Here is an 18,008-nt window from a genome sequence, read left to right on the forward strand (position 1 = left end):
ACTTCGGCCGCCGGGAAGCCGGGGAAGATTTCCACGCCCAGTGCCTCCGCCTGCTGGCCGAGCCAGCGCACCACGTTCGCCAGCGAGACGATGTAGTTGCCGTGGTTGGTGAGCGCCTTCGGCACCGCGAAATTCGGCGTGGCGTACGATTTGGTCTCGGTCAGGAACAGCACGCGGTCTTCCGTCACCGGGGTATTCAGCGGCGCGCCTTTCTCTTTCCAGTCCGGGAACAGTTCGGTGATCGCGCGTGGGTCCATCACCGCGCCCGACAGGATGTGCGCACCCAGCTCGCCGCCTTTTTCCAGCACGCAGACCGAGACTTCGCGGTTCTGTTGAAGCGCCAGCTGCTTGAGGCGAATCGCCGCAGACAGGCCGGCAGGGCCGCCGCCGACGATGACGACGTCATATTCCATCGACTCGCGCGGACCGTATTCTTCAATCAAACTCATTTATGCAAGCTCCGGGTTCAACGCGCAAAGTACAGTTTATGCAGGTGGTCGAGGCTGACCTCATTGGCGGCCTGCGACAGCACCACTTTACCGCTCTGCATCAGGTACACGTGGTCGGCCACGCCCACCGCGCGGTGCGTGTTTTGCTCGACCAGGATCATGGTGCGGCCGTCTTCCTTGAGGCGCGCCAGGATCGAGAACAGTTCATTGACCATCACCGGCGCCAGGCCCAGCGACGGTTCGTCGATGATCAGCACCTTCGGGTCGCTCATCAAGCCGCGCGCCATCGCCAGCATCTGCGCCTCGCCCCCCGACAGCGAGCCGGCCAATTGCTTCCTCCGTTCGCGCAGGCGCGGGAACATCTCGTACGATTTTTCCAGGTTGCGCGCGGCGCCGGCGCGGTGCTGCGGCGCGAACGCGCCCATCATCAGGTTCTCTTCGACTGTCATGTCGCGAAACACCATGCGGCCTTCGGGAATCATCGCCATCGACACCTTGTTCATGTCCCAGGTCGGCGTGCCGTTCAGCGGCTTGCCGTCCAGCGTGATCGCGCCTTGCGATACCGGGATCAGCCCCATCATGGCGCGCAGCAGGGTGGTCTTGCCGGCGCCGTTCTGGCCGATGATGGTGGTCAGCTTGCCCGTCTGGACGCTGAGCGACAAGTCCCACAGCACGTTGATGGCGCCGTAACCCGCGCGGAGGTTTTGGATTTCAAGCATGATCGACCTCGCCTCCGGTATAGCTCTTGATGACGTCCGGGTTGTTGAATACCTCGCTCGGCGTGCCCTCGGCGATCTTCTGTCCGAAGTTCAGCACCGCCACCCGCTGGCACAGGTTGCTGATGGTCTCGATATCGTGTTCGATGATCAGGATCCCGACCGCGAACTTGGCATGCAGGTCCTTCAGCATGTTCATGAAGTTGCGCTTGCCGTTGGTTTCCAGGCCGGCCAGCACTTCGTCCAGCAGCAGCAGCTTGGGGTTGGTCGACAGTGCCTTGGCCACTTCCAGCGCCTTCAGTTCGGTCAGCGCCAGGCCGGTCGACGCATCGCGTCCGGCCTTGACGGCGAGATTGGTGAATTCCAGGATCTCGTCGATGCGGCGCTTGTCGGTCGAACCGGTGCCGAAACGCTGCGCCACTTCCAGATTCTGGCGCACCGTCAGTTCGTGCATCGGCTGCGGGATCTGGAAAGTGCGGCCGATGCCCATGCGGGCGCGCTGGTACATCGGCGCCTTCAATACATCGGCGCCGTTGAACACGATGCGCCCCGCGGTCGGACGCACCAGGCCCGAGATCGCGTTGAACAGCGTGGTCTTGCCGGCGCCGTTGGCGCCGACCAGGCCGACCAGGTCGCCCGTGCCGACGGCCAGCGTGACGTCGTTGACCGCCGTGAGGCCGCCGAAGCGGACGGTGACGTTTTCAAGCTGCAGCATCTTTTTTCCTCATGAATTTCCGGATCAGGCCCAGCAGGCCGTCCGGGCTGGCGATGATCATCACGACCAGCACCACGCCGAGAATCATCTGGTGCCCGGTCGGCATGATGTTCTTGATGAACAGCTGGTCGACCAGGTACACCACCACGGCGCCGATCAGCGGGCCGGTAATGGTGCGGTAGCCGCCGAAGATCGCCGCCACGATCGGAATCGTCACCCACAGCGCGCTGAAGGCGTAGTCCGGCTCGAGGAAGTTGATGTAGTGGGCGTTGAAGGCGCCCACCGCGCCGCACATGAAGGCCGAGACGATCAGCATCAAGCCTTTGAGCAGCGTATTGTTGACGCCCACCACGCGCGTCGCATCCTCGCTGTCGTGCATCGCGCGCAGCGCCAGGCCATGCGGGCTGCGGCGGATGATGTCGTAGATCCAGGCAAACAGCAGCACCATGGTCAGGATCACCAGGTAGTTGCCGGTGCGGCTGGAGAAGGCGTACCCGAACACGGTCGGCAGCGACGGAATGCTGGCGATGCCGCCCGCGCCGTTGGTGACCGACGTCCATTCGGTGGCGACGATGCGGAAGATGTGCGCATAGGCCAGGATCGCCAGCGCGAAGTAGGGGCCGCGCAGGCGCAGCACCGGCAGCATCAGCACGCTTGATACCACGGCGCCGACGCCGCCCAGCACCAGGCCGACAAACACCGGCACGTCGTACTGCATCGTCATCACCGCCGAGGTATAGGCGCCGACGCCGAAGAAGGCCGCGTGGCCGAAGCTGACCATGCCGCCCAGGTTGCCGAGCAGCGCCCACGAGAGGGCGATGCCGCCGATGATCAGGGACGCGATGATCAGGCTCATCACGTAGCTGTCGCCGCCCAGCAGCAGCGGGACCAGGATGTAGGCCGCCACCAGCGTGGCCAGCAAAGGAAGATTGAATTTCATCCGCGCCTCCGTGCAGCACCGAACAGGCCATTTGGCATCACGAACAGCACCAGCAGGAACAGGCCCATGCCCGCCAGTTCCTGCAGCGCGGAGCTGAACAGGGTGATGGTCAGCGATTCCGCGATGCCCAGCAGGACCGCGCCGATCAGGACACCGGGGATCGAGCCCAGGCCGGCCAGCACGGTGATGATGAAGGCCTTCACGGTCAGCACGCTGCCGTAGGCCGGGGTGATCACGCCGTAGCTGAACAGGGCCACGCCGGCGAACGCCGCCAGCAGGCCGGCCACGATGAACGACACCAGCTCGGTGCGCCCCGGGTTAATACCCATCAGCTTGGCCGCGTCGCGGTTGCTGGAGACGGCGCGCACCGCGCGGCCATACCAGCTGCGCGACAGCCACCACCACAGGGCCACGATCAGCACGATGCTGACGATGAAGAACAGCACCTCGCTGCGCATGCTATACAGCTCGCCCAGCACGAACGCTTCCTGCATCCATGGCGAGCTGGTGGTGCGCACGTCGGCGCTCCAGATCATCAGGACCAGGTTGGTGAGGATGACGCCGACGCCGAAGGTGAGCGTGAGCGAGTTGATTTCGCGGTGCGTCTTGACCTGGCCGACCAGGAAATACAGCAGCGCCGAGGTGATCGTCACGATGATCACTGCCGCCGGAATCGCCATCAGCGGATTCCAGCCAAGTTTCGATTCCACGGTGTAGGCGATGTACGCCGCCAGCAACACCAGTTCGCCGTGCGCCAGGTTGATCACTTTCATGGCGCCGAACACCAGCGCCAGTCCCAAAGCGATCAGGGCGTAGGAGCCGCCCTGCAACAACCCGGAATAGACGGCTTGTAAGATCAAGTCCATAGTCTTTGCTATCCCATCGAATTCTGGCGGGCAGGGAAATCCTGCCCGCGTGGCCTGCTTTTATTGACGCATGCTTACCAGGGCACGCCCGGATACACCGGCTTGGCGGTCGCCGCTTCCTTCGGCCACACCAGTTCGACCTTCTTGCCCTGGTGCTGTCCCATGCGCTGGGTGAAGTTCTTGTTGTCGCCGTTGGCGTCGAACTGCACGCGCCCGATCAGGGTCTGGCGGTCGGTCTTGCGCATCTCTTCGATCACGCCGCCTTTTTTCAGGGTGCCGTTGTCGGCGGCGCGCGCGATCGCTTCGAACAGCAGCATCGACTGCACGTAGCCGAACTGGCCCAGGTAGTCGGGATCCTTGTTCAAGAGCTTCTTGTAGCCCTCGGCAAAGGTCTTGCCTTCCGGGGTCGAGAACTGCACCGGGAACGGCAGCACGGCGGTGCCGTACACGTTCGGCATCAGGTCCGGGAAGTCGGCCTGCATCTTCGGCGTGGCCAGCGACCACACGCCGGCGATACCTTTCACGTTGGGTTTGAGCACGCGCGCGGCGCGCAGGATGCCGACGTATTCGTTCTCGTAGCCGACCATGGCGATGAATTCGGATTTGTCGCGCAGCTTGACCTTGTTCAGGATCGGCTTGAAGTCCGTGATGAGCGGATCGAAGGCGTGCATCGCCACCTTCACGCCCTTGGCCTTCAGGGTCTTCTCGACATCGGCGGCCAGGCCGTGGGTGGCGTCCTTGGTCGAATAGATGATCGAGATCGACTTGACGTTCAGGTCCGACAGCAGGCCGACCAGGGCTTTCTGGTAGCCCTGGGTATTATTAATGCGGAAGAAGTTCTTGCGGCCGGCCTTGACCAGGCCGTCGTCGACGCCGCCCGAGGTCACGTAGGCCAGGCCCAGTTTGCCCGCCGCGTCCGAGGCCGGCGAGATGTTGTTGGAGGCGTAGCCGCCGGTGATCGCGACCACGTTCTGGCTGGCGAGTTTTTCGACCGCCGCCACCGCCTTGGCCGGGGCCGATTCATCGTCGACGGTGATCAGCTTGATGGTGTGCTTGCCGTTGGTCTTGTTGAACACCTCGGCCGCCACGCGGATGCCTTCCTGGGTGCCCATGCCGACCCGCGCCAGCGGTCCGGTCAGGGGAATCTGCACGCCGACCAGCAATTCTTCGGCGCTGGCCAGGTTGATGCTGCCGGCTGCGCCAAAGGCCAGCAGGGCGAGGGCGACGCTTTTCGCGTTGATTTTTGCCTTGTTCATTGTCTCCACCTTGTTCTCGAAAGTCTCGGGGTTGGTTGAAAAACGACGGCAAGCCGAGGGCATCGCAGCGCACCAGGGGCGCGCGGCGTCGCGTTCGAATCACCGGGTACTACGGGGCTGCCAGCGTTCGCTAGCCGATATGGCGGCCCATGCTCATTTCCACGTTGCGCACCAGTTGCACCAGCCGCGGACCGAGGTCCTCGACCAGCTTTTCCTGCGGCAGCAAAAAGGCCGGGCCGCCACAGTTGAACGCCATCGTCTTGGCGATGTCGGGGTCGATCAACGGCACGCCGACCGCGCTGATGTTGGCGTCCCACAGGCCCGACGACAGCACGAAGCCGCGGTCCTGGTAATCCTTGAATCCTTGTTCGATGTCGGCCTTGATCTTCGGCCAGTGGCTGTCCGCGGTCAGGCGGATGTGGTCCATCAAGAAATCGCGGTCGGTCTGTGGCAGGCCGCACAGGTAGGCCTTGCCCATCGCCGTGGTGGCCAGGGGGATGCGCGAACCGGCGTCGCGCCGCAACGTCACCGCCGCGCTGCCGCGGCAGGCTTCGACGTACACCATGTGCAGGCGGTCGCGGATGCCGATCGCCACGCTGCACTGGGCGTATTCGGCCAGTTCCTGCATCGCCGGACGCGCAAGCTTGCGCACGTCGAGGTTGGCGAGCAGGGTGTAGCCGAGCGCCAGCACCGGGGCGCCGAGCTGGTAGCGCCCCTGGTCGGGCGAAAAGGTGAGATAACCGAGCTTGGTCAGCGTATAGGTCAGGCGCGAAATCGTGGGCTTCGGCATGCCGGTGCGCTTGGCCATCTCGCTGTTCGTGAGATACGCCTCGCCCGGACGGAAGCAGCGCAGGATTTCGAGGCCGCGCGCCAGGGCGGTGACGAACTGGCGGTCCTTGCCGCCGGCATCGTCATCATCCAACGCGAGCCCGGCGCCATGGGCGGCCGGGGGCGGCGGCGCCACCTGCACCTCGGGTGCATGCGGCAGGGGGTGTTCGAGTGACTGGATCGGGTCCATTCTTGTCTCCAATGCTCAGCATCTTTGGCTGGGTCTGAGTGGATATTCACATATCGAAAACTCAGGTGTCAACTGTTTTTGTGAAATGATCGTTCGCACAGCGAAACGAGTGATATTTACAATGCCATGAAAACGCTCTGTTTCGCTATGCGGACAGCCGGATTTTTCGATTTTCCGTGCAAATTCGGTCGTGCCAGGGCGTTTACATTCTCGGCAAAAATGGGTTATCGTTGACTTCACAACGAAATGCAAAACGCAATTCCGCACAGCGAACCACCGCTGAATTGATATCATAAAACAAAAGGAGACAGCTTCATGGAAACCGGCGCAACCGCCCCGGTCGCCCGCAGCATGCACGGCGACATCCTCGTGGTCACCATCGACAACCCTCCGGTCAACGCCCTCGGCGTGGACGTGCGCCGCGCCCTGGTGGAAGCGATCGACGCCGCCGACGGCGATGCGGCCGTCGCGGCCGTGCTGCTGGTCGGCAGCGGCAAGACCTTCATCGGCGGCGCCGACATCCGCGAATTCGGCAAGCCGCCGATGACGCCGTTCCTGCCCGACGTCTGCAACCGGATCGAAGCCTGCACCAAGCCGGTGGTGGCCGCGATCCACGGCGCCGCGCTTGGCGGCGGGCTGGAAATCGCGCTGTCGGCCCACTACCGCCTGGCGCTGCCGGCGGCCAGGCTCGGCCTGCCGGAAGTGCAGCTTGGCCTGCTGCCGGGCGCCGGCGGCACCCAGCGCACCCCGCGCCTGATCGGCGCCGCCGCCGCGCTCGACCTGATGCTCAGCGGCCGCCACGCCGGCGCCGCCGAAGCCGCGAAACTGGGCCTGGTCGACCGCCTGGTCGAGGGCGACGACCCGGTCGTCGCCGGCCTGGCGTATACCCGCGAGCTGCTGCAGATGGGCGCCAGGGTGCGCCGCACCCGCGACGCGACCGCGCTGGCTGACGCCGACGCGCAGAAGACAGCGATCGACGCCGCCCGCGCCGAGACCGCGAAAAAGGCGCGCGGCCTGTTCTCGCCATTGAAAATCGTGGACGCAGTGCAGGCCGCCGTCGAGCTGCCGTTCGACGACGGCCTGGCGCTCGAGCGCAAGCTGTTCATGGAATGCCTGGACAGCCCGCAGCGCGCCGGCCTGGTGCACGCCTTCTTCGCCGAGCGCGAAACGGCCAAGGCGCCGGAGACCCGCGCTGCCAAGCCGCGTCCCATTAACAGCGTCGGCATCGTCGGCGGCGGCACCATGGGCGCCGGCATCGCGGTGGCGGTGCTGGACGCCGGGCTGCCGGTGACGATGATCGAACGCGACGACGAAGCGCTGGCGCGCGGCCGCAAGAACGTCGAGAAGGTGTACGACGGGCTGGTGGCCAAGGGCCGTATCAAGCCGGAAGCGAAAGAGGCCGTGATGGCGCGCTGGTCCGGCAGCACCTCGTACGACGCGCTGGCGCAGGTCGACCTGGTGATCGAGGCCGTGTTCGAGGACATGGGCGTGAAACACGCCGTGTTCGCGGAGCTCGACCGGGTGTGCAAGCCGGGCGCCGTGCTGGCAACAAACACCTCCTATCTGGACATCGACCAGATCGCCGCCGCCATCTCGCGTCCACAGGACGTGGTCGGCCTGCACTTCTTCTCGCCGGCAAACATCATGAAGCTGCTCGAGATCGTGGTGCCGGCCAATGTATCGAGCGACGTCGTCGCCACCGCCTTCGAACTCGCCAAGAAGCTGCGCAAGGTGCCGGTGCGCGCCGGCGTGTGCGACGGCTTCATCGGCAACCGGATCCTGGCGGTGTACGGCCAGGCCGCGCACGCGATGATGGAAGATGGCGCCTCGCCGTACCAGATCGACAAGGCGCTGCGCGACTTCGGCTATCCGATGGGACCGTTCCAGGTCTCGGACCTGGCCGGCGGCGACATCGGCTGGGCCACCCGCAAGCGCCGCGCGGCCACGCGCGATCCGCGCGCGCGCTACGTGCAGATCGCCGACCGCCTGTGCGAACGCGGCTGGTTCGGCCAGAAGACCGGGCGCGGCTACTACCTGTATCCGGATGGCGCCCGCGTCGGCACGCCGGATCCGGAAGTGGAAGCGATCATCGACGCCGAACGGGCGCGCGCCGGCGTGACGCCGCGCAGCTTCAGCGACGACGAGATCGTGCGCCGCTACCTGGCCGCGATGATCAACGAAGGCGCCAATGTGGTGCACCAGAAGATCGCGCTGCGCCCGCTCGACGTCGACGTGACGTTTGTCCACGGCTACGGCTTCCCGCGCTATCGCGGCGGCCCGATGAAGTATGCCGACACGGTCGGCTTGCCGAAGATCCTGGCCGACATCCGCGAATTCGCCAATGAAGATCCGATCTTCTGGCAGCCGTCGCCGTTGCTGGTCGAGCTGGTCGAGCAGGGCGCCGACTTCGCCAGCCTGAACAAATAAAGCAGCATTCACTATAAGCAGAACTGGAGACTCGCCATGCGCGAAGCAGTCATCGTTTCAACCGCACGCACGCCCGTGACCAAGGCGCACCGCGGCGAATTCAACATCACCCCGGGCGCCGATCTGGCCGCCTACGCCGTGCGCGCCGCGGTCGAGCGTTCGGGCGTCGACCCGGACCTGATCGAGGACGCCATCCTCGGCTGCGGCTACCCGGAAGGCACCACCGGCCGCAACGTCGCGCGCCAGACCGTGATCCGCGCCGGCCTGCCGATCACCATCGCCGGCACCACCGTCAACCGCTTCTGCGGTTCCGGCCTGCAGGCGATTGCGATGGGCGCCGGCCAGATCGTGCTGGGCGGCGCGCCGGCGATCGTCGCCGGCGGCGTCGAGAGCATTTCGCAGATCCGCGGTCGCGACAAAGGCGAGAACGACCCGAGCCTGAACCCATGGATCCTGCAGAACAAGCCGGAACTGTACCTGCCGATGATCGACACCGCCGACATCGTCGCCACGCGCTACGGCATCAGCCGCGAAGCGCAGGACCGTTTCTCGGCCGAGTCGCAGCGCAAGACCGAAGAAGCGCAGCTGGCCGGCCGCTACCGGGACGAAATCGTGGCCTGCACCACGGTCATGGCGGTCACCGACAAGGAAACCAAGGAGGTCACGCAACGCGAAGTGACCGTCTCGGAGGATAACTGCAACCGCCGCGGCACCACCTACGAAGGCCTGGCCAAGCTGCAGCCGGTGATGGGCGAAGGCAAGTTCGTCACCGCCGGTAATGCCTCGCAGCTGTCGGACGGCGCCTCGGCCTGCGTGATGATGGACGCGACAGAGGCCGAGCGTCTCGGCCTGAATCCCCTGGGCGCCTTCCGCGGACTGGCGGTGGCCGGCTGCGAGCCGGACGAGATGGGCATCGGCCCCGTGTTCGCGGTGCCGAAGCTGCTCAAGCGCTTCGGCTTGACGGTAAACGACATCGACCTGTGGGAGCTGAACGAAGCCTTCGCTTCGCAGTCGATCTACTGCCAGCAGCGCCTGGGCATCCCGGACGAACGCCTGAACGTGAACGGCGGCGCGATCTCGATCGGCCATCCGTTCGGCATGACCGGCGCGCGCCTGGCCGGCCACATCCTGCTGGAAGGCCGCCGCCGCAAGGCGAAGTATGCCGTGGTCACGATGTGCGTCGCCGGCGGCATGGGCGCTGCGGGCCTGTTCGAGATTTTCTAAAGGATAGTCATGGACCTGAATTTCACCCCTGAAGAAGAACGCTTCCGCGACGAGGTGCGTGCTTTCCTGGCAGAGAAGCTGCCACGCGAACTGTCGGACAAGGTCGCCAACGGCAAGCACCTGTCGAAAGACGATATGCAGCGCTGGCACGCGATCCTCAATGAGCGCGGCTGGCTGGCGAATCACTGGCCGGAAGAATACGGCGGCCCGGGCTGGACCGCGATCGAAAAATTCATCTTCGAGAACGAATGCGCGCTGGCGAATGCGCCGCGCATCGTGCCGTTCGGCGTCAACATGCTCGGACCGGTGCTGATCAAGTACGGCAACGAGGCCCAGAAACAGTACTGGCTGCCGCGCATCCTGGATGGCTCGGACTGGTGGTGCCAGGGCTATTCGGAACCGGGCGCCGGTTCCGACCTGGCGGCCGTCAAGTGCAGCGCCGTGAAGGGCGTCGATGCCGACGGCGAGCACTACATCGTCAACGGCCAGAAGACCTGGACCACGCTCGGCCAGCACGCCAACATGATCTTCTGCCTGGTCCGCACCGACCGTGACGCCAAGAAGCAGGAAGGCATCAGCTTCCTGCTGGTGGACATGAATTCGCCGGGCGTCGAGGTGCGGCCGATCATCCTGCTCGATGGCGAACATGAAGTCAACGAGGTGTTCTTCACCGACGTGCGGGTCCCGAGCGAGAACCTGGTGGGCCAGGAAAACCGCGGCTGGACCTGCGCCAAGTATCTGCTGACGTATGAGCGCACCAACATCGCCGGCGTCGGCTTCTCGGTGGCCGCGCTGGCGCGCCTGAAGCGCATCGCGGCGGAACAGACCCGCAACGGCAAGCCGCTGCTGGAAGACCCGGCGTTCGCAAGCCGCCTGGCGCGCGTCGAGATCGACCTCGAGAACATGAAGACCACCAACCTGCGCGTGATCGCGGCGGTGGCCGGCGGCGGCGTGCCGGGCGCGGAGAGCTCGATGCTCAAGATCCGCGGCACCGAGATCCGCCAGGAGATCAATGCGCTCACGCGCCGTGCGATGGGCGTGTATGCGCGTCCGTTCAGCCAGGACATGCTCGACGCGGCGCACGAAGGCCCGGCCTTCGGCCACGAATTCGCGGCGGCCGCCTCGGCGCAGTACTTCAACAACCGCAAGCTGTCGATCTTCGGCGGCTCGAACGAAATCCAGAAGAACATCATCTCCAAGATGATCCTCGGACTGTAAGGACAAGGACATGAACTTCGAACATACCGAAGAACGGCGCATGCTGGCCGATAGCCTGAACCGCTTCATCGCCGAACAGTACCACATCGAGGCGCGCAACAAGACTGCCGCATCCACTCAGGGCTTCTCGACTGAAATCTGGCAGCAGTTTGCGGAACTGGGCGTGATCGGCGCGCTGCTGCGCGAGGAAGACGGCGGCTTCGGCGGCGGCGGTTTCGACATCGCCGTGGTCTTCGAGGCGCTGGGCCGGGGCCTGGTGATCGAGCCGCTGCTGGGCAGCGCGGTGCTGGCGGCGGAAGCGATCTCGCACGCCGGCAACGACGAGCAGAAAGCGGTGCTGGCTGGCATCGCGGAAGCGTCGACCATCGCCGCCTTCGCGCACGACGAACCGGGCAGCCACTATGAACTGTCGCGCGTCGGCTTGACCGCGCGCCGCGACGGCGACGGCTGGGTGCTCGACGGCGCCAAGGCCGTGGTGGCCAATGCCGAACAGGCGCAGCTGATCGTGGTCTCGGCCCGTACCGCCGGCGCGATCGACGACCAACAAGGCATCTCGCTGTTCCTGGTGCGGGCCGATGCTGCCGGTTTGACCATGGTCGGCACCCCGACCATGGACGGCGGCCGCGTGGCCGAAGTCACCTTCAGCGGCGTGCGCGTCGGCGCCGATGCGCTGCTGGGCGCCGAAGGACAGGGCTATCCGACCCTGGAACGCGCCGTCGGCCGCGGCATCCTGGCCCTGTGCGCCGAAGCGCTGGGCGCGATGGAAGCGGCCAAGGAAGCGACCCTGGACTACCTGCGCACCCGCAAGCAGTTCGGCGTGCCGATCGGCAGCTTCCAGGCGCTGCAGCACCGCATGGCCGACCTGCTGCTCGAGATCGAGCAGGCCCGTTCGGCGGTGATCAACGCCGCCTCCGCCCTGGATGCCGACCGCATCACCCGCGAGCGCGCGCTGTCGAGCGCCAAGTTCAGCATCGGCCGGATCGGCACGCTGGTGGCGGAAGAATGCATCCAGCTGCACGGCGGCATCGGCATGACCTGGGAACTGCCGATGGCGCACTTCGCCAAGCGGCTGGTGATGATCGACCACCAGCTGGGCGACGAGGACCACCACCTGGAGCGCTACATCGCGCTCGGCCGAGAACTGGAAGCGCAGGCGGCATGAGCGGCGCCGGGCTCCTGGTCCGCACCGAAGGCGCGGTCCGCGTCCTCGTCAACAGCAATCCGGCGGCGAGGAATGCCATCACGCCGGCGCTGTACGACGCGCTGCCGGCCGCGCTGCGCGATGCGGCGCGGGACCCGGCAATCGGCGCCATCGTCCTCACCGGCGACGGCGATTTCTTCTGCGCCGGCGGCGACCTGCGCCAGCTGGTGACGCGGCGCGAACTGCCGCCGGAAGGGCGGCGCGACAAGATCGAGCGCCTGCACGACCTGGTGCGCGCGATCCGCGCCTGTCCCAAGCCGATCATTGCGGCGGTGGAGGGCGGGGCGGCCGGCGCCGGCATGTCGCTGGCGCTGGCCTGCGACATGCTGGTGGCGGCGCGCGGCGCCTTCTTCGCGATGGCGTATGTGAAGGTAGGCCTGAGCCCGGACGGCGGCGCCACCGCGTTTCTGTCGCGCTTCCTGTCCCGCCAACTGTTGACTGAACTGTGCCTGCTGGGAGAACGGCTGCCGGCCGAGCGGCTGCATGCGCTGGGCGCGGTCAACCGGTTGGCCGAACCCGGGCAAGCATTGACGGAAGCGCTGGCCTTGGCCACGCGCGTGGCCGACGGTCCCGCCAACGCCAACGCCCGCATCAAGCGTCTGTGCGAGAATGCCGGCGCCGCCAGCCTGGAACAGCAGCTCGACCTGGAAGCGGAACTGATGGTGCAATCGCAGGGCGACGACGAGGCGCAGGAAGGCATCAAGGCCTTCTTCGACAAGCGCGCGCCCGATTTCACGGCGCTGCGTCACGCGGCTGCCGCGCAACGACAAGAATAAAGTTTTTCCGGTTCCCTTTGGAGACGCCGGGTATCTGGAGTGTTATGTTGACTGACAAATCTGCTCTGCCCCTGAGCGGCGTGCGGGTCCTGGACCTGTCGCGCGTGCTGGCCGGCCCATGGTGCGCGATGGTGCTGGGCGACCTGGGCGCCGAAGTGATCAAGGTGGAGCACCCCGAGCGGGGCGACGACACGCGCGACTGGGGCATGCGCGTCGGGTCCACCGAGACCGCCTATTTCAACAGCGTCAACCGCAACAAGCGGTCGGTGTGCCTCGACCTGAAGACCCCGGAAGGCAAGGAGATCGCGCGCGAACTGATCCGCAAGAGCGACGTCGTGATCCAGAACTTCAAGTTCGGCGACATCGAGCGCCTGGGCCTGGGCTACGACGACCTCAAGGAAGAGCAGCCCAAGCTGATCTTCTGCTCGATCACCGGCTACGACCGCACCGGTCCGGAAGCGGCGCGGCCCGGCTACGACCTGGTGATCCAGGGCGAATCGGGCCTGATGGCGCTCAATGGCGAACCGACCCAGCCGCCGCTGAAATTCGGCGTGGCGGCGGTCGACATGATGACCGGGATGTACGCGGCGCAGGGCGTGCTGGCCGCGCTGTACGAACGCGAAAAGAGCGGCAAGGGCCGCCACATCGGCATGGCGCTGTTCGACTGCGGCCTGATGATCACCGCCTACTACGGCCTGGAAGCGCTGCTGCGCGGGAACGATCCGCCGCGCTTCGGCAATGCACATCCGTCGATCATGCCGTACGGCGTGTACGAGGCGGCGGACGGTCCGCTGGTGGTTGCGGTCGGCAACAACGGCCAGTTCATCCGCTTCTGCACCGACGTGATCGACCGGCCCGACATCGCGGCGGACGAACGCTTCAAGACCAACCTGGCGCGCACCGCGCACCGCGACGAGCTGATGCCCGAGATCAAGCGCGAGCTGGCGCGGCGCCAGCGCAAGGACCTGCTCGAGCGCATGAGCAAGGTCGGCATCCCGTGCGGCGAAGTGGCCGGCCTGCACGAGGCGCTGACGTCGCAGCGCGCAGTCGACGGTGGACTGGTCAAGGATATGCCCCATCCGGTGGTCGGCAGCACGCCGGTGCTGGCGTCGCCGTACCGCTTCGACGGCGAACGGCTGCCGGTGCGCAGCGCGCCGCCGTGCCTGGGCGAGGGTACCGAGGACGTGCTGCAAGATCTTCTGGGACTGTCGAAAGAGAAACTGGCTGGGCTGAAAGAACGCGGCGTGGTGTAAAGCGGGAAGGGCCGCAATCGCTCAGCTCATCTGTTTTGCAGCGTGAAACAAAGTGAATTAAAATGGAATGCATCCATTCACTTTGCGTTCACGCCATGCCTGCCAGCGACACCAGCCGCACCAATCTCGACGCACCGGGCGAGGCCGACGACGCGCCGCGTGGCGCCGAAGACCGCTATTACATCACGGCGCTGGCCCGCGGCCTCGACGTGCTGGCGTGCTTCCGCTCGGCCGACAAGGGCCTGACCAACCAGCAGATCGCCGAACGCTGCGGCCTGCCCAAGTCGACCGTCACCCGCATCACCTACACTCTCACCACGCTCGGCTACCTGGCCCAGGAAAGCGGCGGCCGCTACATGCTCGGCACCGCGACCCTGGGCCTGGGCAGCGCCATGCTGGCGCGCCTCGACATCCGCCAGCTGGCGCGGCCGATGATGCAGGACCTGGCCGAATTCTCGGGCACCACGGTGTCGATCGCGATGCGCGACCGGCTGTCGATGATCTATGTGGAAGTCTGCCGCAGCAGCGCCGCGCTGGCGCTGGCGCTGCAGGTCGGCTCGCGCATGCCGCTCGCCACTTCGGCCATCGGGCGCGCCTACCTGGCCAGGGCGTCGGAACAGGAGCGCAAGGATATCCTGAGCCGCTCGCTGGAGCTGGATGAGACCGCGTTCGAGGCCATGCGCACCGGCGTGGACAAGGGGCTGCGCGACCAGGCGCAGTATGGCTGCACGACCTCGTTCGGCGACTGGCAGAAAGACGTGAACGGGATCGCGGTGGGCTTCATGCCGATCGGCGGCAGCCAGCTCATGTCGATCAACTGCGGCGGTCCGTCGTCGAGCGTGTCCAAGGAATTCCTGCTCGATGAAGTCAGGCCGCGCCTGATCGAGATCGCGGGGCGGCTCGAGACCTGATCGGCCGCCTGGCGGCTCAGTAACCCTTCGCCAGCTGATCCGCGCTGAGCGCATTCATCACCGCAAACACCCCGCTGGCGCGCAGGATCCTGCGCTCGCCCACCTGCAGGAAGCAGTTGGCGAACGCGACCCGTCCGCCCAGCTTCTGCACGTCGACGTGCGCTTCGACCCAGTCTCCGGGCCGCGCCGCGTCGACGAAATCCGTGCTCAGGTTGACGGTCACGAACGAGTGCCGTCCTTCGCAATGCAGCGTCAAACCCAGCCCCAGCGCCGAATCGGCCAGGCTGGAGAGCATGCCGCCGTGCGCGATGCCGCGCATATTGGTGTGCCGTTCGTCGATGCGCATCGCGATCACGATCTCGCCCTGGTTGCGGCGGCAGTAAAGATCGCCGAGGTTGGCCATGTAAGGCCCGCCGCGCTTGAGGCGCTCGAAGCCGGGAGGAATTGGTGATGCGTTGTCGTGTGTCGTCATAATCGGTAACTGGTGTTCCCCCCATCGCGCACGGTCCGAAACAGGAATCCCGGACCGTGCGCCACAGGTCAGAACATGTGCATGATGCCCATCGTGAAGCGGGTGGCCGAATCGCTGCCCACCGCCACGAAATTCTGGGCCAGGTTGATCTGATCCGCCTGCACCACGTCGTCGGTGACGGCGCGGCCGATCGAGACGTAGCCGGTGGTGCGCTTGCTCATCAGGTAGCGGCCGATCAGGATGTACTGCTGCGAGTCGTCCACCAGGTCGCCCGAGCGCTTGGTATTGTAGAACGCCGCGGTGACCAGGAACTGCTGCGCCACCGGCACGTCGGCGCCGACGCCAAGGACCGCGATCTTGCGGCTGGTGCTGCGCAATTCGTTCATCGAATAGGTCGACTTGAGCGTCACGGCCGGGAAGGCATACTTGATGCCGTAGGCGTGCGAGGTCAGGAGGTCGGTATTGGTGACGTTCTTCATGCGCGCATAGGCGCCGGCGGCGGTGAATTTGCCGGTGTTGTACAGCAGCGCGCCGCCCTGGTATGAACTCTTCTGATGGTCGCCCGCCTGCTCGCCGAAGGCGCGCATCACCGCGAAACTCAGGCCGTTGAAGACGGGAGAGCTGTACTTGATCGAGTTATTCTGGCGCAGCGCGGTGCCGCCGTTGTTGGCGCCGTACGGGCCGTAGACGGCGGCGTTGTTCATTGCCGAGAACAGCACGTTGGGGCTGCTGGACGCGAAGCCCAGGCCGAGCGGGTCGGCCATGCCGACCGACATGATACCGACGATGTTCTGGCGGCCGGCGTCGATGGCGCCGTACTTGCCCGAGATGCCGACCGTCGCTTCGCGGTCGAACAGGCTGGTGCTGGTCGGCGTGCCGAAGCCGACGCCGGCGCCGCCGGTATCGTTGAGCAGCGTGCCTTCCAGGCCGAAGCGCGCCTTCATGCCGCCGCCCAGGTCTTCCTGGCCCCTCAAGCCCCAGCGCGACACCTGCATCTGGCCGGTGTCGACCTTGGTGACGCGGCCCGCCGGTCCGTCGTTATGCAGGCTGGTGAGACCGGCGTCGATGATGCCGTACAGGACCACCGACGATTGCGCCGACGCGGTCGACACGCAGGCGCAAAGCGCCGCCATTGCGAGGATGTGTTTCTTCACTGGTGCTGTCTCCAATTTTATGTGTTATGCCCGGTCGTCGCGCGCCGGCTGCATAAAAGCTGTTTCTCTTTGCGGAATTCAGTCTTCTATAATGAAACTGTATTTTTCCCAAGTGACACTGTCAACAAGTATTCATCCCTCATCAATAATGAGAAGAAGAATGGCGAAATCTGTGACCGGAGGAGCACATGCGGTTTTGAAAGGCGAACCAACCGTTCTGCAACGCGGAACTTGACGCAGTTGGACTGGCAAGCACCTACCAACAGTCCCAGGTAGACAGGTGACCCGCCACACAGTAGAGTTCATCCGTTGCATAACGGAAACCTTCTCTCGACCGCACACCATGACCACCTATCGTTCGATCTCCCTGGCCATCATCGTCTCGTGCACGCTCGGCGCCTGCGCCTCGAACACCGCCTCGCGCATGGGCACCGCCGCCACCACGCCGCTGTCCGACCTGAACATCGCCAAGACCGACATCCCCGCCGTACTGGCGCGCGCCAAGCAGCAGCCTTACCTGATTCCGGCGCAGCAGAATTGCGTCGCCATCGGTCTCGAAATCAAGGAGCTGGACGTGGCGCTGGGCCCCGACCTCGATACGCCGGTGTCCGAAAAACGCGATTCGCTGATGCAGAAGGCGTCGGCCGCCGCCCAGGACCACGCGGTCGGCGCGCTGCAGCGCACCGCGCAAGACCTGGTGCCGTTCCGCGGCTGGGTGCGCAAGCTGAGTGGCGCCGAACGCCATTCGCGCGAAGTGACTGCGTGCATCGCGGCGGGGACGGCGCGGCGCGCCTTTTTGAAAGGGATGGCGGTCGCACAGAGCTGCACCTTGCCGGCTGCGCCGCTCGAGGTGACGCAGCGTTGACGGCAAGAGCAGGGTTGCGCCCGGCCACGCTGGCCCTGGCGCTGTGTGTGGGGGCGATGATGGCAGGCTGCGGCACGGCGGCCCCGCTGCACGCTTTCACGACCGACGGCTGCAGCATGTTCCCGGACCGGGCGCTCATCGGCAAGGCGGATTGGTGCACTTGCTGCCTGGCGCACGACCTGGCCTATTGGCAGGGCGGCACGGCGGACGAACGGCTGGCGGCGGACCGCGAACTGGCGCGCTGCGTGCAAGACAGGGCACTCAGCCCGGCGCTGGCGACGACGATGCTGGCAGGCGTGCGCGCCGGCGGCAGCGCGTATCTGCCGACATCGTATCGCTGGGGTTACGGCTGGCCGTACGGGCGCGGCTACCAGGAGTTGAACGACACCGAGAAGGCGCAGGCCGCGGATCTGCGCGCGGCATATCTGGAGCACAACCCGGCGCTGGTCTGCACGCCGCAAGACCTGTCGCAGCGCGCCGGCGATTGAGGCGATGGAGACAAAAAAGCGGCGCCGCCGCGGAAGATGCGGCGCCGCGTTTTTTTTTT

At 65.7% G+C, this 18,008-nt stretch carries 18 protein-coding genes; 9 read left to right on the forward strand and 9 right to left on the reverse strand.

Annotation, left to right across the window (positions count from 1 at the left end; genetic code table 11):
* From QPK27_RS19960 to QPK27_RS19990, 7 genes are all read right to left on the reverse strand, one after another.
* Positions 1-449, reverse strand: a 449-nt coding sequence (locus QPK27_RS19960; RefSeq protein ID WP_290419923.1) for an NAD(P)/FAD-dependent oxidoreductase, incomplete at its 3' end; no start/stop codon positions are given.
* A gap of 17 nt (positions 450-466) precedes the next feature.
* Positions 467-1,168, reverse strand: coding sequence for an ABC transporter ATP-binding protein (locus QPK27_RS19965; RefSeq protein ID WP_290419924.1), 702 nt, complete (start codon positions 1,166-1,168; stop codon positions 467-469).
* On the reverse strand, positions 1,161-1,880 hold the full coding sequence (locus tag QPK27_RS19970) for an ABC transporter ATP-binding protein (RefSeq protein ID WP_290419925.1): 720 nt from the start codon (positions 1,878-1,880) through the stop codon (positions 1,161-1,163). Before QPK27_RS19970 ends, QPK27_RS19965 begins: the two co-directional genes overlap by 8 nt.
* A complete protein-coding gene (locus QPK27_RS19975; protein ID WP_290419926.1) occupies positions 1,867-2,820 on the reverse strand; it encodes a branched-chain amino acid ABC transporter permease in 954 nt (317 codons plus the stop codon). The genes QPK27_RS19970 and QPK27_RS19975 overlap by 14 nt, the downstream gene beginning before the upstream one ends.
* Positions 2,817-3,686 carry a branched-chain amino acid ABC transporter permease gene (locus tag QPK27_RS19980; protein WP_290419927.1) on the reverse strand — a complete coding sequence of 290 codons (870 nt, stop codon included), beginning with the start codon at positions 3,684-3,686 and terminating at the stop codon, positions 2,817-2,819. Before QPK27_RS19980 ends, QPK27_RS19975 begins: the two co-directional genes overlap by 4 nt.
* A gap of 74 nt (positions 3,687-3,760) precedes the next feature.
* Positions 3,761-4,942: an ABC transporter substrate-binding protein gene (locus QPK27_RS19985; RefSeq protein WP_290419928.1), complete on the reverse strand. Its 1,182-nt coding sequence runs from the start codon at positions 4,940-4,942 to the stop codon at positions 3,761-3,763.
* Between the two features lie 130 nt (positions 4,943-5,072).
* Entirely contained in the window at positions 5,073-5,960 is an 888-nt protein-coding gene (locus tag QPK27_RS19990; RefSeq protein ID WP_290419929.1) for an IclR family transcriptional regulator, read from the reverse strand.
* Positions 5,961-6,275: 315 nt separating this feature from the next.
* On the opposite strand from QPK27_RS19990, the gene QPK27_RS19995 reads away from it, so the two are divergent.
* The 7 genes from QPK27_RS19995 to QPK27_RS20025 all read left to right on the forward strand — a co-directional run bounded on the left by QPK27_RS19995 (position 6,276) and on the right by QPK27_RS20025 (position 14,970).
* Entirely contained in the window at positions 6,276-8,387 is a 2,112-nt protein-coding gene (locus tag QPK27_RS19995; RefSeq protein ID WP_290419930.1) for a 3-hydroxyacyl-CoA dehydrogenase NAD-binding domain-containing protein, read from the forward strand.
* Positions 8,388-8,423: 36 nt separating this feature from the next.
* Entirely contained in the window at positions 8,424-9,611 is a 1,188-nt protein-coding gene (locus QPK27_RS20000) for an acetyl-CoA C-acyltransferase (RefSeq protein ID WP_290419931.1), read from the forward strand.
* Positions 9,612-9,620: 9 nt separating this feature from the next.
* Complete coding sequence (locus tag QPK27_RS20005) at positions 9,621-10,829, forward strand: acyl-CoA dehydrogenase family protein (protein WP_290419932.1); 1,209 nt, start codon at positions 9,621-9,623, stop codon at positions 10,827-10,829.
* 10 nt (positions 10,830-10,839) lie between these two features.
* Positions 10,840-11,991, forward strand: a complete 1,152-nt coding sequence (locus QPK27_RS20010) for an acyl-CoA dehydrogenase family protein (RefSeq protein ID WP_290419933.1) — start codon at positions 10,840-10,842, stop codon at positions 11,989-11,991.
* Positions 11,988-12,806 carry an oxepin-CoA hydrolase, alternative type gene (locus QPK27_RS20015; RefSeq protein ID WP_290419934.1) on the forward strand — a complete coding sequence of 273 codons (819 nt, stop codon included), beginning with the start codon at positions 11,988-11,990 and terminating at the stop codon, positions 12,804-12,806. The genes QPK27_RS20010 and QPK27_RS20015 overlap by 4 nt, the downstream gene beginning before the upstream one ends.
* Positions 12,807-12,850: 44 nt before the next feature.
* Positions 12,851-14,059 carry a CaiB/BaiF CoA-transferase family protein gene (locus tag QPK27_RS20020; protein ID WP_290419935.1) on the forward strand — a complete coding sequence of 403 codons (1,209 nt, stop codon included), beginning with the start codon at positions 12,851-12,853 and terminating at the stop codon, positions 14,057-14,059.
* Between the two features lie 95 nt (positions 14,060-14,154).
* The gene (locus QPK27_RS20025; protein ID WP_290419936.1) at positions 14,155-14,970 is read left to right on the forward strand and encodes an IclR family transcriptional regulator; all 816 of its coding nucleotides are present in this window, start codon (positions 14,155-14,157) and stop codon (positions 14,968-14,970) included.
* A 16-nt stretch (positions 14,971-14,986) separates the two neighbouring features.
* On the opposite strand, the gene QPK27_RS20030 is transcribed toward QPK27_RS20025, so the two are convergent.
* Together QPK27_RS20030 and QPK27_RS20035 are read right to left on the reverse strand one after the other, a co-directional pair.
* Positions 14,987-15,442, reverse strand: coding sequence for a PaaI family thioesterase (locus tag QPK27_RS20030; protein ID WP_290419937.1), 456 nt, complete (start codon positions 15,440-15,442; stop codon positions 14,987-14,989).
* 68 nt (positions 15,443-15,510) lie between these two features.
* Positions 15,511-16,596 (reverse strand): porin, encoded by a 1,086-nt coding sequence (locus QPK27_RS20035; RefSeq protein WP_290419938.1) that lies wholly within the window; start codon positions 16,594-16,596, stop codon positions 15,511-15,513.
* A 343-nt stretch (positions 16,597-16,939) separates the two neighbouring features.
* Between QPK27_RS20035 and QPK27_RS20040 the strand changes: the two genes are divergently transcribed.
* Together QPK27_RS20040 and QPK27_RS20045 are read left to right on the forward strand one after the other, a co-directional pair.
* Positions 16,940-17,461 (forward strand): hypothetical protein, encoded by a 522-nt coding sequence (locus QPK27_RS20040; RefSeq protein WP_290419939.1) that lies wholly within the window; start codon positions 16,940-16,942, stop codon positions 17,459-17,461.
* Between the two features lie 14 nt (positions 17,462-17,475).
* Entirely contained in the window at positions 17,476-17,949 is a 474-nt protein-coding gene (locus tag QPK27_RS20045) for a hypothetical protein (protein ID WP_290419940.1), read from the forward strand.
* Positions 17,950-18,008: the final 59 nt, after the last annotated feature.

The sequence above is a fragment of the Massilia sp. YIM B02443 genome, assembly GCF_030411955.1.
Taxonomy (GTDB): Bacteria; Pseudomonadota; Gammaproteobacteria; order Burkholderiales; family Burkholderiaceae_D; genus Telluria.

Excerpts from the sequence above, each read along its gene's own strand:
- QPK27_RS19970 (WP_290419925.1), bottom strand. The coding sequence starts at position 1,880 with ATGCTGCAGCTTGAAAACGTCACCGTCCGCTTCGGCGGCCTCACGGCG.
- QPK27_RS19990 (WP_290419929.1), bottom strand. The coding sequence starts at position 5,960 with ATGGACCCGATCCAGTCACTCGAACACCCCCTGCCGCATGCACCCGAG.
- QPK27_RS19985 (WP_290419928.1), bottom strand. The coding sequence starts at position 4,942 with ATGAACAAGGCAAAAATCAACGCGAAAAGCGTCGCCCTCGCCCTGCTG.
- QPK27_RS20030 (WP_290419937.1), bottom strand. The coding sequence starts at position 15,442 with ATGACGACACACGACAACGCATCACCAATTCCTCCCGGCTTCGAGCGC.
- QPK27_RS20010 (WP_290419933.1), top strand. The coding sequence starts at position 10,840 with ATGAACTTCGAACATACCGAAGAACGGCGCATGCTGGCCGATAGCCTG.
- QPK27_RS20040 (WP_290419939.1), top strand. The coding sequence starts at position 16,940 with ATGACCACCTATCGTTCGATCTCCCTGGCCATCATCGTCTCGTGCACG.
- QPK27_RS20005 (WP_290419932.1), top strand. The coding sequence starts at position 9,621 with ATGGACCTGAATTTCACCCCTGAAGAAGAACGCTTCCGCGACGAGGTG.
- QPK27_RS20000 (WP_290419931.1), top strand. The coding sequence starts at position 8,424 with ATGCGCGAAGCAGTCATCGTTTCAACCGCACGCACGCCCGTGACCAAG.
- QPK27_RS20020 (WP_290419935.1), top strand. The coding sequence starts at position 12,851 with ATGTTGACTGACAAATCTGCTCTGCCCCTGAGCGGCGTGCGGGTCCTG.
- QPK27_RS19995 (WP_290419930.1), top strand. The coding sequence starts at position 6,276 with ATGGAAACCGGCGCAACCGCCCCGGTCGCCCGCAGCATGCACGGCGAC.
- QPK27_RS20025 (WP_290419936.1), top strand. The coding sequence starts at position 14,155 with ATGCCTGCCAGCGACACCAGCCGCACCAATCTCGACGCACCGGGCGAG.
- QPK27_RS20015 (WP_290419934.1), top strand. The coding sequence starts at position 11,988 with ATGAGCGGCGCCGGGCTCCTGGTCCGCACCGAAGGCGCGGTCCGCGTC.
- QPK27_RS19975 (WP_290419926.1), bottom strand. The coding sequence starts at position 2,820 with ATGAAATTCAATCTTCCTTTGCTGGCCACGCTGGTGGCGGCCTACATC.
- QPK27_RS19965 (WP_290419924.1), bottom strand. The coding sequence starts at position 1,168 with ATGCTTGAAATCCAAAACCTCCGCGCGGGTTACGGCGCCATCAACGTG.
- QPK27_RS19980 (WP_290419927.1), bottom strand. The coding sequence starts at position 3,686 with ATGGACTTGATCTTACAAGCCGTCTATTCCGGGTTGTTGCAGGGCGGC.